The sequence below is a fragment of the Desulfovermiculus halophilus DSM 18834 genome, from assembly GCF_000620765.1.
In the GTDB taxonomy this organism is placed as follows: domain Bacteria; phylum Desulfobacterota; class Desulfovibrionia; order Desulfovibrionales; family Desulfothermaceae; genus Desulfovermiculus; species Desulfovermiculus halophilus.
The window spans coordinates 1-14,273 of the sequence record NZ_JIAK01000042.1; the positions used below are offsets into that span (position 1 = coordinate 1).

The window sequence follows — 14,273 nt, forward strand, 5'->3', positions numbered from 1 at the left end:
CCAATAATATCAATGGAGTTATTCAATTACACCAAAATATACTCCATCGTAATTATTTACGCATGATTAGGAAAACTCGCAACATAAGGGACAGGAGAAAAATGGTTGACAGGCGAGTACCATCCCAATACACTGTCCTTAATCCAAAAGCCGTATTGAAGAAAGCAGGAGGCTCACGATGGCCCGGATGTCCAGATTTCTCATTCCTCATCAGCAGACTACGTATCATGTGATCAGTCGGACAGCCCTAGACGGCTACCCTCTTGGCGAGCAGGAGAAAAGCCTTTTGCTGACCATCATTCAACAGCTCTCGGCAGTCTATTTCTGCGAGGTTTTAGGCTTTTGTACTTCACCCGGTTAAATAGCTTGAGGCGATGTTCTATTACACGTACGTATTGCAAAGTGAAATTGATGAGAAATTTTACGTTGGGTTTACCAAAGACCTCAAGCTAAGATTTGAACAGCACAACAAAGGGTATGTAGAATCCACAAAACACCGCCGACCACTTAATCTCATCTACTACGAAGCCTGCCTTAGTCAAGCCGACGCTACTCACCGAGAGAAATACCTGAAGTCGTATTTGGGACGACAGTTTTTACATAGAAGGCTCAAATCTTATTTAACTGGGTAAATGGGCAATCACTTCCATCTTTTGGTCACCATGCGGCCGGAGGACGAGGTTTCGGATAAGGAGGTACAGACAAGCTTTCAGCGCAGATACGGGGACGAATATACCCTCATGCCCGGCCAGATTCCCTTCTATCGCCAGAAATGGACATCTCTTTCTGAGTACGTCAAAGAGATCAAGCAGGGGTTTACCCGTGTGTATAACAAAAAACGAGGCCGGAAGGGTACCTTCTGGGCTGAACGTTTCAAGAGCGTGATCGTGGAAAAGGGCGAGACTCTGATCAACTGCCTGGCCTACATCGATCTCAACCCTATCCGGGCCGGCCTAGTGGACAGGCCTGAAGAATACCACTGGTCATCTCTTGGCTATCGGTTCCGGTCCAGTCGCAAGGATGGTTTTCTGTCCTGGAACCTTGGCTTGAAGGAATATAATGTGAAGAGTCCCAAGGAACGTCTCCGTCTATACCGTGAGTTTGTCTACGCTCGAGGAGGTGTGGATTTGGGCAAAGGCAGGATCCTTGATGCCATTGCCTTGCCGGAAAATGTCGAACGCTTCATTCAGAGGACCCGCTTCTTTACCGATGCCGGTATCATAGGTTCCCGCGAATTTGTCCGCCAGGGATTTGAGCTCTTCCGAGATATCATAAGGCCTAAGCGGGAACGCAAGCCGCACAGGATCCAGGGGTTGGATCAGGTCTACTCTCTGAAGCGGCTGACCTGAGGCCTTGACATCTCTTCAGCCTTACAGCTCGCATTTTCAGCCTGCCGGTTGTATGCATACATACTCTCTTCAAATACATTTGAGCACTATGATATCGGTTGATTCGGGCTCTCGCCCCAACCTCTTGAGGTGAGCAGAGCTTGAACTTCTTGACAAAAGGCTGGTAGGCTCGTGCCGAAGTCATGAGATGTGCTGAATTGGAAATCGTTGGGCGTAATCCAGCATGCCGTCCGGGCCATCTATGGATGATCTGAAGATATAAAAATGCCGGGGTGCTGCGGAAAAAGCCAAACATCAAGTGGAACAAATACCGGGGCAAGGATGTGGAGTCCGCTCCCTGGTATCATCTGTTTCAAGGCGAGCGGATCAATGACCACCATCTGAGCCTGGTGGAAAAGAAAGAGGCCATAGAGAAAAAAAGCAAAGTAATGGACAATAAAAGCCGGGGAAGGAACCTTATGAAGATAAAACGAGAAGTCATGGATGTTTTGGAGCGGGAAATGCGAATGTGTGATTTGGCAATTGCTCAAATAAATAAGAAAGTTGATCCTTATGAAAAAGAATATGGATATTCTACAGAAAGATTTTTGGAAATGTTCGATTCAGGAGAGCTTGGTGATAGTCATACATTTTTTAAGTGGTATGCATATGCCAAAGCCAAAAATGATTGGCAGAACACTAAGTTAGGTTTACAGGATTTGCTTAATAGCTCGGAGCGAGTCGATGCTTAATGAGAGGTCTCATCATATTGAAAATATTATACAAAAAAGCTCATTAGTTTACTCATACACATTACAGAAGGAGCAATTGAGTTCTCACAGCGGTTATGTTGAAGGAGAAGTTCTATTTGTAAATGGTTACCGGTTATCTTTTTTCGAATTTTACTATACTGTAGGCAATGCTCTTGAACTCGATAAATATAGGTATCACTTCATGGATTGCAATAATAATCTTGTTTTTCGTTATGACAATGCGCCTCACCATAAAGATATCGAGTCATTTCCTCACCACAAGCACTTGCCTAAAAAAGTCGTAAGCAGCAAACTTTTGATGTTCTCTGAGCTTATTGAAGAGATTGAAGATTGTATTTTGAGTCAGTTGTGAGCAGTTTAGGGCCAGGTCAAAGCGTCTATATCAAAAAAGAGCCAAAAATGATGTCTTCCCTGATGGTCAAAGATGAGAGAGTAGAGGTTTATTTTGCATTTACTTAAAAAGCGAGCGTTCGTTTATGGATCAAATTGTAACAGCTCTGACTGAAACCCAAAAGGCAGAATTGATAAGACGGCTGCATGACAGGGGAGGTAAGGTCCGCCAGGCTCTTCTAGAAGAAGCCCGAAATGTTCTAAAGAATGTCGATTCGCATGAAGTGGTCGAGGAGGTATTCATGGACCTGGACATGATCCAGGTGGAGACTCTTTGGGATAATTCCGGGCCAACCAGGGATGACTATATATCCCCGGAGGACGAAGCCCTGGATCTCATGGAGGAAGAATTGGAACCGCATGTCCAGCAGGTTTGGGACTATCTTCAGTTTGATATGCAGGCTAAGGCCAGGACTTATCTACAAGGTATTCTGCTTGGGCTGTACAGATTCGATCATGAATCGCGCTCGGAGTTCAAAAATTGGGCTGTGGATATACCCCCAAACCTGTTCGGTGATCTTTTGGATAAGTGGCGAGAAAAGACTGGCAACTATTCGCGTAAGACGGAAATTGACGCATTTTGCCAGCAAATGTGCCCAAAATGGATGTGAATTGAGTCGAAATTGAATTATCTATTGAGAGGAATAGAGAGAGTAGAGGGATATTATGTTGCCAGTAGTGTTATGTAGCGAGAATGGAGCATAGAAGGTCTCTGATGCCCCATCCAGTTGAACAATGAGAAAGGGGACAGGTTGTATTTGACAATTATCTGTGGATGGTCTGAAGATACAAAATGCCGGGGTGCTACGGAAAAAGCCAAACATCAAGTGGAACAAAGACCGGGGCCAGGATGTAAAGTCCACTTCCTGATACCATCTCTTTCAAGTCGAGCGAATCAATGACCACCATCTGAGCCTGGCGGAAAAGAAAGAGGCCAAGAAGCAGGCAGAGCAAAAGAACTGACACATCTTATATAGACAAATTGGTCTTTTATGATCAATCCGCTATGAACTATATATTGACAAATTAAGTATGAAGTACAGGCTATATATTGATGAAGTTGGCAACTCAGATCTTCAGTCATCTGAAGATCCTAACCACAGGTATCTTAGCTTAACAGGGGTCATCGTAGAGCTTGGATATGTCAGAGATGTTTTTCATCCCAGACTTGAGTCACTTAAAAGGGACTTTTTTGATTCCCATCCTGATGAGCCAATCATTCTTCATAGAAAAGAATTAGTGAACAAGAAAAGACCTTTTACCTGCTTGCATGACCAAAATAATGAAGAAAAATTTAATACGGAAATCTTAAATTTTATTGAAGAAATTGAGTATTCAGTTTTGACAGTTGTTATTGATAAGCTAAAACATAAGCAAAGGTATACTGTATGGAGATTCGATCCATATCACTATTGCTTGGCCATTCTTTTAGAGCGGTATGTCCTTTGGCTGGAACAAAATGGGCAAGTTGGCGATGTTATGGCTGAATCCCGAGGTGGCAAGGAAGACCGTAGACTGAAAGGTTCTTTTCAAAGGGTATATGAGTCGGGAACAGACTATGTTTTTTCGGATAAGTTTGCGTTGTGCTTGACGAGCAAGCAACTGAAAGTCAAGCCGAAGTCAAATAATGTTGCTGGGTTGCAACTCGCAGACTTAATTGCTCATCCTGCTTTTAAGGCTGCTCAAGCAAGGAAAAACAAACAGAAGCTTCCCCGGACATTTGGTGGGAGGATAGCTGAAATTCTGGAAAGAAGTAAATATATCCGACGACCTGATGGGATCATCGAAGGTTGGGGCAGAAAATGGCTCCCATAAAAAAAGGCCCTTTCGGGCCTCGAAGGCTTTCGCCTTCCACCTCCAGTTATCTGGATTAGATAAATAGTATGCTTCAAGGGCTGACTTGTCAAGGGTGATAAGCTCAGAATCCAGAGCTTAAGCACTCCTTGGAATGAGCTCTTAACCTTTGTCGCTTGGAAATTGCCAGCCCGGGGGAGCTGCCCTTTGGCTTGACTCCGGAGCAGCTGAAAAAGCCCCACAGTTCACGGCCCTGGAATCCGCTCATGGCCAATGTTTTTTACCGACGGGGGATTATTGAGACATGGGGCCGGGGCACCCTCAAGATTATGGACCTCCTGGATAAAGCGGGATTGCCGGCGCCAGAGTTTTTCAATCAAGCCGGGTCATTTGTGGTTGTATTTCGTATCCCGAAGGAGAAGTGGCTGACTCCGCAAAATACCCCCCATGTCACCCCGCATGATACCCCGCAAGTCACCCCGCATGATGCCCCGCAAGTCGAACAGCTTCTCAAGATCTGTATCCAGCCGTTATCCCGGCAAGAAATGCAAGATAGGCTAGGACTCAAGGACCGTGAACACTTTCGGAAATACTATTTAAAGCCTGCACTTGATGCTGGGTTGATTGAGCAGACGATCCCTCAAGCCCCCAAGAGTAAGTTTTAGAAATACAGATTGACCCAGGCCGGACGCAATTATCTTCAAAACATAAAAAAGAGCCCAAAATGATGTCTGCCCCGACAGTCAAAGATCACCTCATCTACTCCCTGCGCAGGGCAGGAAAGTATAACCGCTTTGAGCAGATCCAGCCTGCTGCCATCCTGTGGCCGGATAAAAACAGAGGGTGGGAACCGGTCATCCCCCTTCTGCAAAGTGAGTTGCCAGAGCTTCTTGTGTATGGCCAGTACCAACCGGATCAGAAGGTGGGACCGGCCATTTGGCTCAAGAGTGCATAAAGGGACAGGCTCATAATTGACAATGGCGAATATGTTTTGAATGGGGAGAAGGGGATGCGCACAATGTCGAAATCATCGATTATCATAAGGAGTGATGATATGAATCAGCGTTTGCCCAATATTCATCCCGGAGAAATTCTCCTTGAGGAATTTCTTCTACCTCTTGGCATAAGCCAGAATAGACTTGCTCGCGATTTGAGCGTTCCTCCTCGACGCATCAACGAAATTGTCCACGGCAAGAGATCCATATCGGCTGAAACAGCTATCAGGTTAGCTCGATATTTTGGAAACTCCGAGAAATTTTGGCTGGGATTGCAAGAAGATTTCAATTTGGAAGAGGCACGAATGAGACTCGGCGACCGGGTGGATCGTGAAGTTAAGACCCACACTGCATAAAAATTATAAAAAATGTGTTGTTGAAACAGAAAATTGACCAGCCCCTGAACTGACCTTGCAAGGAAAGCATACGTCTGCTGCCGTGTAACTTCATCTGCTTACGCAGGCCTTCCGGGAGCACACAGTTTATCGCCTTCCCTTGCCCTTGCCGCCGCGTTTTCCCCGTTGGGATCGGATCAAAGTTTGGTTATTGTTTTTAGAGCTCCGGCTATAGTACATCCGGTAAGCAGCATATATAATCACCCCAATGATAACTAGACGAGGGACGATGAACAGCAGGATGATCCCAATCAGGGCGACCAGAGGATTGATACCCATCCGGTTTAAAAGCTTCTGCAAAGATTGCCACGCATTGTTTATGTTTTTCTGAAAATCTTTGTCTTTCATATTCGGTTTCCTGCGTTGTTTTGGATAGTTAAGTATAATGTGAAAGATAAGTGCTTGTTAATCAAGTATAAATCATATTTCAATGCACTCACCTATTCCATTTTGTCTGATTCAAAGGTATTGTCAATCTTTTCTCAACTTGACTTACTGATTTCATACCTGATCCGGAAAAGGATTTCTTGATACTGGCTGATAATACAGAGTAGAGAACAGGAGAAAAATACTTGCTTCTTTATGCGGAATGTAAACGCCTAGATGCAGCCGTCCGCAAACTGGCGGACGTGCTGACGAAGGGATGAAGGCAGCCCATGCTCACCGTCCATGTCCGGCTCTACGAGGAGCTCAACCAGGTTCTTCCCGCTTCTGAGCGCAAACGAACCGTAACTCGAACCCTGCCCCTGGGAGCCAGGCTCAGCCGACTTCTGGATGCTCTGGGACTTGCTTCGGAGACCATCGATCTGGCTCTGGTCAACTCCAGATCCGTTTCCCTGCAGCATGAGCTGCAGGACCAGGATCTGATCAGTCTCTATCCCGAGTTTGAGTCCTTTGATATTCGCGGGCTCACCGCTGTGCGGGATACCCCGATTCGAACCCCCAGATTCATTGCCGAGAGGGCTGTCAGCGATGTAGCCTGTTTATTGAGGGACAAGGGATATGACTGCATCTGTCCGGATGGTGCCTCGTCATCCGAGCTGGCCCGGAGGAGCCTGGATGAAAAGCGGATCCTCTTGACCACACATCCGGATCTGGCCCGGGTGTACAATCTTGATCGCTGCTTTTGTTTGCGGAGCAGACTGCCAAAAGAGCAGTTGCAGGAGGTTGTGTACCGGTTTCAGTTGGAGTGAGAGGTTAGGTTGAGCCCCATATGGTGAACAGGGGCAAAAGCTCTCTTCGACATATGACCGATAAGTCTCAGCTGTACACCATTGGCTATTCCCCCCACACGTTGAAGGGGTTTGTGGACTTGTTAAAGCGGTTCCAGGTGACCGCCCTGGCGGATGTCCGGTCCAAACCCTATAGTGCCTACAGGCCGGAGTTCAATCACAAAAATCTAAAAAAGATCTTGCCGGAGCAGGGTATAGATCACATCTTTCTGGGCCGAGAGGTGGGGGCCAGGTATGAGGATCAGTCCGTGTATGTGCAGGGGAGGGCGGACTATGAGCTGATCTCCAGGCACGAGCTCTTTAAGCAGGGGCTGCAGCGTTTGCGGCAGGAGGTGAAGCTGCATACTCTTGTTTTGATGTGTGCAGAAAAGGAGCCCTTGCACTGCCATCGAACCATTCTTATCTCCAGGCACTTGAAAAACGAGGTTCAGATCCAGCATATTCTGGCGGATGCTACGGTGGAAAGCCACCAGGATACCGAGCAAAGGCTGCTTGCGCTTTACGATCTGATCCGCCCGGAACTGCCTGGATTGGAGCAGTCCCGGCAGGCACGTCTGGACAAAGCCTACCTGAAGCAGGGGCGGAAGATTGCCTGGCGGGCTTACTGAGCGGGATCTCCCGGTATGTTTGGTCTGATTGAAAGTTAAACTGACAATTTGCAAAAATGGATATCCCTGCTTGAAGCCAGGCCCATGATTTTCCAGCATTCGGTTTCTTCCCTTGACACGTCCGTTAAAACACATATACTTTAACATATATTCACTATAGGAGGCTTTCATGGGACAGGTGACCATCTATCTGGACCCGGAAACAGAGCGGAAGCTGCAGGCTTTTCTGGAGGGGGCGAAAACTTCCAAGAGCAAATGGATATCCTCGCTGATCAAGGAGAAAACCTCTTCGGAATGGCCGGAACGGATCAAGAAGCTGGCTGGGGCCTGGAAGGATTTCCCCGAGGCTGATGAGCTCAGGCGTGAGTTCGGTTCCGATCTCCCCAGGGAACCTTGGTGATGTATCTTTTGGATACCAATACCCTGATTTATTTTTTTAAGGGGCAGGGAAAGGTCCCTGAACGACTGCTGGCAGTACCCCCAGGGGAGATTGCTGTACCGAGCGTCACCGTTTTTGAGATCGAAACTGGTATTGCCAAATCAAGACAGCCTGAAAGGCTTCGCCAAGACCTGGACGACCTTTTGACCATGGTCACTGTCCTTCCTTTCGGGATGCCCGAAGCCAGATCGGCAGCGAAGATCAGGGCTGGTCTCGAGTCTGCAGGCATCCCAATAGGGCCGTACGACACTCTCATTGCAGCCACTGCTCTGGCCAATGCTCTGGTTCTGGTGACCAGAAATGTTCGCGAGTTCTGCAGGATTGATGGACTTAAGGTGGAAAACTGGTTCTGATGCGAAGAGGATTGCGTGGTTGAGAGTACAGACAGCGTATCACGTGACTAGCCGCACTGCCCTGGACAGATAACCCTTGGTGACCAAGAAAGAACCCTTCTCTTGGCCACTATCACACAGCTCTTAATGCATAAAGTGCATAAAGGGACAGGCTAGATTTGACATTGTTCGTAAACGGTTATCTAGTAGTCCCGCCTATGGCGGGACTCGCGCTATGTCCGCAAGCGGGAATTTATTTCCCGCGCAGCTTCAGTGCAGCGCGCAAAAAGTAAACAACTTTTTGCTCTCATTAATAGGATTTCCAGCTCAGATCCAACCTGCTTGGTTCTATTGGACTGAGAGGGTACGACATTGAACTTACGAAAGAGAACGAGACATGCAAAAAGAACCATCAGTGGGCCAAACAGTCATCCAAGCCCTCACTGAGGAGCAGCTCGCGCATCTGCTGGACGTGCTCCTGGATAAAGAACCTGAGGATCTTCGGCATAAATTGCCTCTGCTTGACCAGGAGACGGCCCGGACAGTGGAGCATGTCGTCACCCGGCATCGAGCGGGCTCAGCTGAAGATCAAGCTTCATCTGTCCTGAGCAGAGACAAGCTGAAGGAGGTCTGGGATGGTCTATGGGAGAGGTGGAACCGGGCTGTGGCCCAACTCGGTGACGATGAAGGCAGCTACTCCGTGCAGGAAGTCCACTGGGATCCGCCTTATTTTGACGGCTTCTCCTTGTCCCTGGATCTTGATGAGATCGCTGAGCAGATGCTTCCCTACCTGGAACAGGCATTTGAGTCGTTTCATGAGTCGGAGCTCTTTTCAGGCGCCCTGATCGACATTGAAGAATCCATTGCCGAGTACCCCGAATGGATGGGCGTTGAACATGAGGAGCCGGTCACCCTGGGGCCTTGCGCCACCCAGTGCCTGCTCAAGTGGATATGGAAGGACGCTGGATTGTCTGAGGACCAGGGCTGGAGTTTCCTCGATTCCCTGAAAAGCCTCTGCAACACACTGGAGATGATTGAGCTGGACGCCCCTGAGTGCGGTCGCTTCGTGGCCAGCCTCCCTGTAGAGTCGGCCCAAAAAATCTATCAGCATTTCCAAATATTCTGGGAAAATACTGAAAGAGAAGTTCTTGCCTCCCCCTGGATTCATCTCCGGGATGCTCTGAACAGGAGGTTCAGCCACGAGGACTACCTCGCCACCTGCAAATTCCACCTGGACTCCAACTGGCTCTATGGATTGGACCTCATTGACGACAGCCTATCAAAGCAGGATTACGATGCAGCCGAAGCCTGGCTCAGCAAGACAAGCGCCTCGTACCTCCTGATGCCGATTGAGAGCGGTTGGCTCCCGGAGCAATCTCTGTTTATCGATCATGCGCAATTGATCAGCCTGAAGGAACGCGAAGACATCGACAGGCTCTTCCAGGCCTGGATCACGGCGGAACATCACCTTGAGAACAGTCTCCGGTGTGCCGCTGCTGAGCTGCAGCGGTCTGTGTTTAACTATCAATTTCAGGTGGACAGGGTCCTGGACGCCTGTCAGGCCTTCAAGACCCCTGAGGCTCGGGAGACCCTGGAGCCGCTCCTGCAGGCATGGAAGGATCACCTGGCCTTTTTGAGCGGATTTACGCCAGACACAGAAGGAACAGAAGGCGATTGGTCCTGGCTCCACTGGCTGATCGAGGCCCGTCGAGAGGGCCAGGAACATGTTTTTCAGACAAAGATTCAGGACTGGCTTGAACAGCTTACAGGCAAGGCAGAACTGACTCGCTCGGACTATGACACCCTGAGCTGCCTGACGCTCGATCTGAACCACATCTCTGAATTTGGCCAGAGATGTCCAAAGTTGATCCATGTCCTGGACATGGATAATCCCGACTACCACCTTGAAGAAGAGCTGATCTCTGAACGACAAGCTCTGCTCTCGCGCTTTGCCTCAGATGATCTTGTGCAACTGACCATGAACGTATGGGAGAGTTGCCTTCACCTGCTGGTTCCCGACCCTTCGACCGCCAGAAAATCGAATTACATGCCTCACGCCAAATGGCTCAAGGCACTTGAAGAAGTCAATCCTTCCGCTTGCCAAGCAGTGTTGCAGACCTGGCAACAGACCCACAGACGTCGCAGGAATCTGTGGCAGGCTCTTCGGGAGACAGAGGTCAATGCTGAGACTGGGAAGCAATAAGGGGTATGCCGGCTTTCGATCAAAAGCGGCGGTTCGGTGTGACAATGCAATATTGATCACCCCAAGATTGACCTCTGGTGAGAGGCCGGGAGTGAGGCCAGCCCCCCTCAAGGGAGGACGAAGAAGAGGGAGCGACAGATTAAAGTTGATTTTCACTAGGTCTCCCCATGTGTCAGGAGAGTTTGAGGTGCTCTTCGTTGTTGACAGGTGTATGATTTAGGACTAAGTTTTGTAAACTAAGTCCTAAGACATGGAGCAGAGCTATGGAAACCGTAAATATTCATGAGGCCAAAACCAATTTATCCCGCCTTCTGAAGAAAGTTCAGGAAGGAAACCCTTTTATCATTTCTAAAGCAGGCAAACCCATTGCCCGGGTGACCAGTATTGATGCGCCGCATCCGAAGCAGGCAAAACGCGTGGGGTTTTTAGCAGGTCAGATCGAAGTTCCGCAGGACTTTGATCGAATGGGTGAAAAGGAAATCCAGGTCCTGTTTGGTGAAGAGAATGCATCTTCTTCTTGATACCCATGTTTTGCTCTGGGCGGCGGGAACTCCTGAAAAGCTTTCCAGCCAGGCGCTGGACCTTCTCCAAGATCCGGAAAATTATCTGTTGTTCAGTGCGGCAAGTCTGTGGGAGATTACGATCAAACGTGGACTGGGCCGCAATGACTTTCGGGTAGAGCCGGAAGTGCTCAGGCGCGGCCTAGTGGAGAATGGATATGCTGAACTGGCCATCACCAGTGCGCATGTCATGGCAGTGGGCCATTTGCCAGGTATTCACAGGGATCCTTTCGACCGGATTCTCGTGGCCCAAGCTATGACTGAGGGGGTTCTTTTGCTGACTGCTGATGATATGGTGGCCAAATACCCAGGGCCTATCCGTCGAATTTGATATTGTTCGGACAGTTATCACTATAATGAAACTTCGAGTTTTTCCGTTATTCCTGCGCAGGAACGTCATCCCGGGCTACGATCCAGGACCAGAATCCAGGCCCTTCAACACAAAAGAAGGCGTCCAGATATAGGAAGGGGACTCAGGCAGGGGCAGGCTTTATTTGAGTATTTACTGGGATTGGTGAAAAAAAGCAGATCAGCCATGCACCCCCTTGCGCAGGGTCATGTTCGAAAACCTGGTCATTGCGAAGATATTCAAGCAGTGCTACCACCCTGGCCGCACGAGTCGTTGAGAAGCTGAAACCATAAAAAGAATATATTGCAAGATGATGAACATCGGGCGGATAAACACCTTTTCTGTGCTCAAACTCGTTGATTTCGGGGCATACCTGGACGGCGGGGAACTCGGCGAAATCCTGCTTCCCTCACGGGAGGTGCCTCAAGGCTGCCAAGCGGGTGACCAGTTACAGGCCTTTCTGTACACCGATTCCAGGGATCGCTTGATTGCCACAACCACGATGCCCCTGGCCCAAGTGGGGGACCTGGTCCGACTCAAAGTGATTGACGTCAATCCGGTAGGGGCTTTTCTGGACTGGGGTCTGCCTAAAGATCTCCTGGTTCCCAGGAACGAACAGCTGGAACCCATGCGCAAGGGGCGGAGCTACCTGGTCTATGTGGCTCTGGATACGGCCGAACGCCGGATTTTCGCCTCCACGAAGCTGGAACGTTTTTTCAGCCTCCGTCATGTTGATGTTCAGGAAGGAGACCAGGTTGATCTGATCATTACCGACCGTTCCGAGATCGGCTACAAGGCCGTGGTCAACATGGCCTGCTTCGGCCTGCTCTATGAGAACGACGTCTATGAGCACCTTGAAGCTGGCCAGCGGATCAAGGGGTATGTCAAGTCGCTGCGGGCGGATGGGAAGATTGACCTCAGCCTTCAGAAACCGGGTTACGACAAGGTGCTCGAGGCCAAGGAAACTATTGTGCGTGCCCTTGAGAAAAATGGAGGAGTTCTCAAGGTCACGGACAAGAGCCCTCCGGAATGCATTCACAGCCTCTTCGGCTGCAGCAAGAAGACCTACAAACAGGCTGTGGGTGCCTTGTACAAGGCTCGGCGAGTCAGAATCGACCCCGACGGCTTGTCCTTGATCACAAAGCCTGTTGAACACTACAGCGATAGTTCGAGAATGAACAAACCTTGAAGCAGCCGGGCAGGCGCCTGGCGATCCCAGAATGGCACCTGGTGGTCCGGGGAGCAGAGGTTTGGGGGCATAACCTGTCGCTGTAATGTGAATGATTGTATTTGTTCATGGGGCCTCGTCCAGCGAGGCGCTGAAGCCATCCTCTTCCAGGCAGTAACCAAGCTCAAAATCCCGCAGAAGCTGGTGCAGTTGTTCTTGCTTGCCTTTATGGAAACCAATGCGCTGGGCAATCTCCGGAGCACAGTCCTGAACAGATAAAAAAAAGAGGTTCTTCGACGTAGCTTGTGGATTTTTGGAGTTTGCCAACTCTTATGTAGGCAATTCCACTTTCTGTGTCGAAGAGCCAAAAAAGACTTATGGAACTTTGGTATGTTTATTCCTTGTCAGCGCTTTTGCTCCTGGGTAGTCAGCGTTTTTTGTACAAAGTGGCTGCTGCTCACAACTGCAGCACTTTCAGGACGACATTTGTCTTCATGATCACTGTGGCCGTGCTGGCCAATGCAATTGCCTTCGGCAGGTGGCCCCAGATTAATACCCCAGGGTTCCTGGTACTTATATCCCTGGCCAACAGCCTGACCTTTGCCAGCGCCACCTTATGCCATGTCCAGGCCTTGAAATACATACCAGCACCAGTGGCCTATCCTTTGATCCGCATGAACATTGTGCTGGTGGTTCTGTTCGCAGTGGTTTTTCTGCAGGAGAGCTTAGCGCCCCGTCAGGTACTGGGGCTTTTGTTTTCTTTGGCTACAGTCTGGATCCTGAGCCGGGACAGGAGTTCTGGTTTTCAGGCCGGTCTTCGGGCCAGAGGACTTGGGCTGGTTTTCTTGGCTATGCTGGCTGGAGGGCTTTCTGCCATCTCCAGCAAATATGCAGCAGATCATACCGATATCTGGGCTTTTATTGCCTTGTCCTACATCTTTTCCACCCTGTTCACTCTGGCCCTGGCGCCCAGAATGTTCGCCCCAGCCCAAGATTTAGGCTCGGGGAAGCTGGCCATGGGCATCGGGTTGCTCATGGGCCTGCTCAATCTGGGCGGGTTTTATCTTTTTCTCAAGGCCTTGGCCCTGGGCCCCCTGTCCATTGTGGCTGTAGTCAACGGCATGCACTTTTTGGTTCCGGTGCTCCTGGCAGCCATCTTTTTTAAAGAGCGTTTCACCCCTTCCCGTCTGCTGGGTCTGCTTCTCGCCCTGGCCGCCCTATGGCTGTTGAAGGCCTGAGCAGCAGAATAAGGTCTGGACCTCTGTATCATGTTCGAATCCTGTAGAGATTCTCAAAATCGGGTCCTGTTGATTTGTATGAAAGACTGTTATCACTACAGCGACAGTTTGGGTACAACAAACGCCTGCAAAGAGCCAGGCGATTACTTTTAGCTCCCACGCTCTGCGTGGGAGCTTTCCTGACCGCTCCCGCGGTCTCTTTCTGGACGCCGGAGCGTCCAAAAGAGTTCCCACGCAGAGCGTGGGAACGATAAAAATAATGCTCTACTAACAGCCTGGTTATTATGTATCTATATGAAAAATCCCTGTGTGTTGCGTATTAAGCAATGGCTTGAGCTTTGTATGTTTAGTTCTGCCTACCCAGGAGACACGTATAGACAATACAAGAGATTCTTCAGTCGCTACGCTGCTTCAGAATGACAAGAGGGGGACATCGGAACAATCCTGCGGGCCGCCATTCTTTCTTCCT

The 14,273-nt window shown here is 49.3% G+C and carries 20 protein-coding genes; 18 read left to right on the forward strand and 2 right to left on the reverse strand.

The features are described 5' to 3' along the window. The first annotated feature begins 374 nt into the window (after window positions 1-374). The 9 genes from N902_RS20705 to N902_RS0113690 all read left to right on the forward strand — a co-directional run bounded on the left by N902_RS20705 (window position 375) and on the right by N902_RS0113690 (window position 5,636). Window positions 375-632 carry a GIY-YIG nuclease family protein gene (locus N902_RS20705; RefSeq protein ID WP_027371364.1) on the forward strand — a complete coding sequence of 86 codons (258 nt, stop codon included), beginning with the start codon at window positions 375-377 and terminating at the stop codon, window positions 630-632. Further along, window positions 633-1,349 (forward strand): transposase, encoded by a 717-nt coding sequence (locus N902_RS0113655; RefSeq protein ID WP_027371365.1) that lies wholly within the window; start codon window positions 633-635, stop codon window positions 1,347-1,349. Window positions 1,350-1,621: 272 nt separating this feature from the next. Continuing rightward, a complete protein-coding gene (locus N902_RS20020) occupies window positions 1,622-2,080 on the forward strand; it encodes a hypothetical protein (RefSeq protein WP_027371366.1) in 459 nt (152 codons plus the stop codon). Continuing rightward, window positions 2,073-2,453: a toxin-antitoxin system TumE family protein gene (locus N902_RS18910; RefSeq protein WP_051564606.1), complete on the forward strand. Its 381-nt coding sequence runs from the start codon at window positions 2,073-2,075 to the stop codon at window positions 2,451-2,453. The genes N902_RS20020 and N902_RS18910 overlap by 8 nt, the downstream gene beginning before the upstream one ends. Before the next feature lie 124 nt (window positions 2,454-2,577). After that, complete coding sequence (locus N902_RS0113670) at window positions 2,578-3,102, forward strand: hypothetical protein (protein ID WP_027371367.1); 525 nt, start codon at window positions 2,578-2,580, stop codon at window positions 3,100-3,102. A 421-nt stretch (window positions 3,103-3,523) separates the two neighbouring features. Beyond that, window positions 3,524-4,306 (forward strand): DUF3800 domain-containing protein, encoded by a 783-nt coding sequence (locus N902_RS0113675; protein WP_027371368.1) that lies wholly within the window; start codon window positions 3,524-3,526, stop codon window positions 4,304-4,306. Between the two features lie 155 nt (window positions 4,307-4,461). After that, window positions 4,462-4,950, forward strand: a complete 489-nt coding sequence (locus N902_RS18020; RefSeq protein ID WP_084288409.1) for a Fic family protein — start codon at window positions 4,462-4,464, stop codon at window positions 4,948-4,950. A gap of 59 nt (window positions 4,951-5,009) precedes the next feature. Beyond that, window positions 5,010-5,240: a hypothetical protein gene (locus N902_RS0113685; RefSeq protein ID WP_027371370.1), complete on the forward strand. Its 231-nt coding sequence runs from the start codon at window positions 5,010-5,012 to the stop codon at window positions 5,238-5,240. Window positions 5,241-5,339: 99 nt separating this feature from the next. Next, window positions 5,340-5,636, forward strand: coding sequence for a HigA family addiction module antitoxin (locus N902_RS0113690; protein ID WP_027371371.1), 297 nt, complete (start codon window positions 5,340-5,342; stop codon window positions 5,634-5,636). A 126-nt stretch (window positions 5,637-5,762) separates the two neighbouring features. Here the strand turns inward: N902_RS0113690 and N902_RS0113695 are convergent, their stop codons facing one another. Beyond that, on the reverse strand, window positions 5,763-6,023 hold the full coding sequence (locus N902_RS0113695; protein WP_027371372.1) for a hypothetical protein: 261 nt from the start codon (window positions 6,021-6,023) through the stop codon (window positions 5,763-5,765). Window positions 6,024-6,331: 308 nt separating this feature from the next. On the opposite strand from N902_RS0113695, the gene N902_RS0113700 reads away from it, so the two are divergent. The 8 genes from N902_RS0113700 to N902_RS18025 all read left to right on the forward strand — a co-directional run bounded on the left by N902_RS0113700 (window position 6,332) and on the right by N902_RS18025 (window position 12,587). Then, a complete protein-coding gene (locus tag N902_RS0113700; protein ID WP_027371373.1) occupies window positions 6,332-6,868 on the forward strand; it encodes a Mut7-C RNAse domain-containing protein in 537 nt (178 codons plus the stop codon). A gap of 53 nt (window positions 6,869-6,921) precedes the next feature. After that, entirely contained in the window at window positions 6,922-7,515 is a 594-nt protein-coding gene (locus tag N902_RS0113705; RefSeq protein ID WP_027371374.1) for a DUF488 domain-containing protein, read from the forward strand. A 169-nt stretch (window positions 7,516-7,684) separates the two neighbouring features. Beyond that, on the forward strand, window positions 7,685-7,915 hold the full coding sequence (locus N902_RS0113710) for a hypothetical protein (protein WP_027371375.1): 231 nt from the start codon (window positions 7,685-7,687) through the stop codon (window positions 7,913-7,915). Beyond that, window positions 7,915-8,307: a type II toxin-antitoxin system VapC family toxin gene (locus N902_RS0113715; RefSeq protein WP_208596335.1), complete on the forward strand. Its 393-nt coding sequence runs from the start codon at window positions 7,915-7,917 to the stop codon at window positions 8,305-8,307. The genes N902_RS0113710 and N902_RS0113715 overlap by 1 nt, the downstream gene beginning before the upstream one ends. A 376-nt stretch (window positions 8,308-8,683) precedes the next feature. Then, a complete protein-coding gene (locus N902_RS0113720; RefSeq protein ID WP_027371377.1) occupies window positions 8,684-10,489 on the forward strand; it encodes a hypothetical protein in 1,806 nt (601 codons plus the stop codon). Between the two features lie 263 nt (window positions 10,490-10,752). Then, on the forward strand, window positions 10,753-11,010 hold the full coding sequence (locus tag N902_RS0113725) for a type II toxin-antitoxin system Phd/YefM family antitoxin (protein WP_027371378.1): 258 nt from the start codon (window positions 10,753-10,755) through the stop codon (window positions 11,008-11,010). Next, complete coding sequence (locus N902_RS0113730) at window positions 10,994-11,380, forward strand: type II toxin-antitoxin system VapC family toxin (RefSeq protein WP_027371379.1); 387 nt, start codon at window positions 10,994-10,996, stop codon at window positions 11,378-11,380. The genes N902_RS0113725 and N902_RS0113730 overlap by 17 nt, the downstream gene beginning before the upstream one ends. Window positions 11,381-11,708: 328 nt before the next feature. Next, on the forward strand, window positions 11,709-12,587 hold the full coding sequence (locus N902_RS18025; protein ID WP_244147426.1) for a CvfB family protein: 879 nt from the start codon (window positions 11,709-11,711) through the stop codon (window positions 12,585-12,587). A gap of 105 nt (window positions 12,588-12,692) precedes the next feature. On the opposite strand, the gene N902_RS19810 is transcribed toward N902_RS18025, so the two are convergent. Next, window positions 12,693-12,893: a hypothetical protein gene (locus tag N902_RS19810; protein WP_153304232.1), complete on the reverse strand. Its 201-nt coding sequence runs from the start codon at window positions 12,891-12,893 to the stop codon at window positions 12,693-12,695. Between the two features lie 50 nt (window positions 12,894-12,943). Between N902_RS19810 and N902_RS0113745 the strand changes: the two genes are divergently transcribed. Then, the gene (locus N902_RS0113745; protein ID WP_027371380.1) at window positions 12,944-13,804 is read left to right on the forward strand and encodes a DMT family transporter; all 861 of its coding nucleotides are present in this window, start codon (window positions 12,944-12,946) and stop codon (window positions 13,802-13,804) included. The last annotated feature ends 469 nt before the right edge of the window (window positions 13,805-14,273 follow it).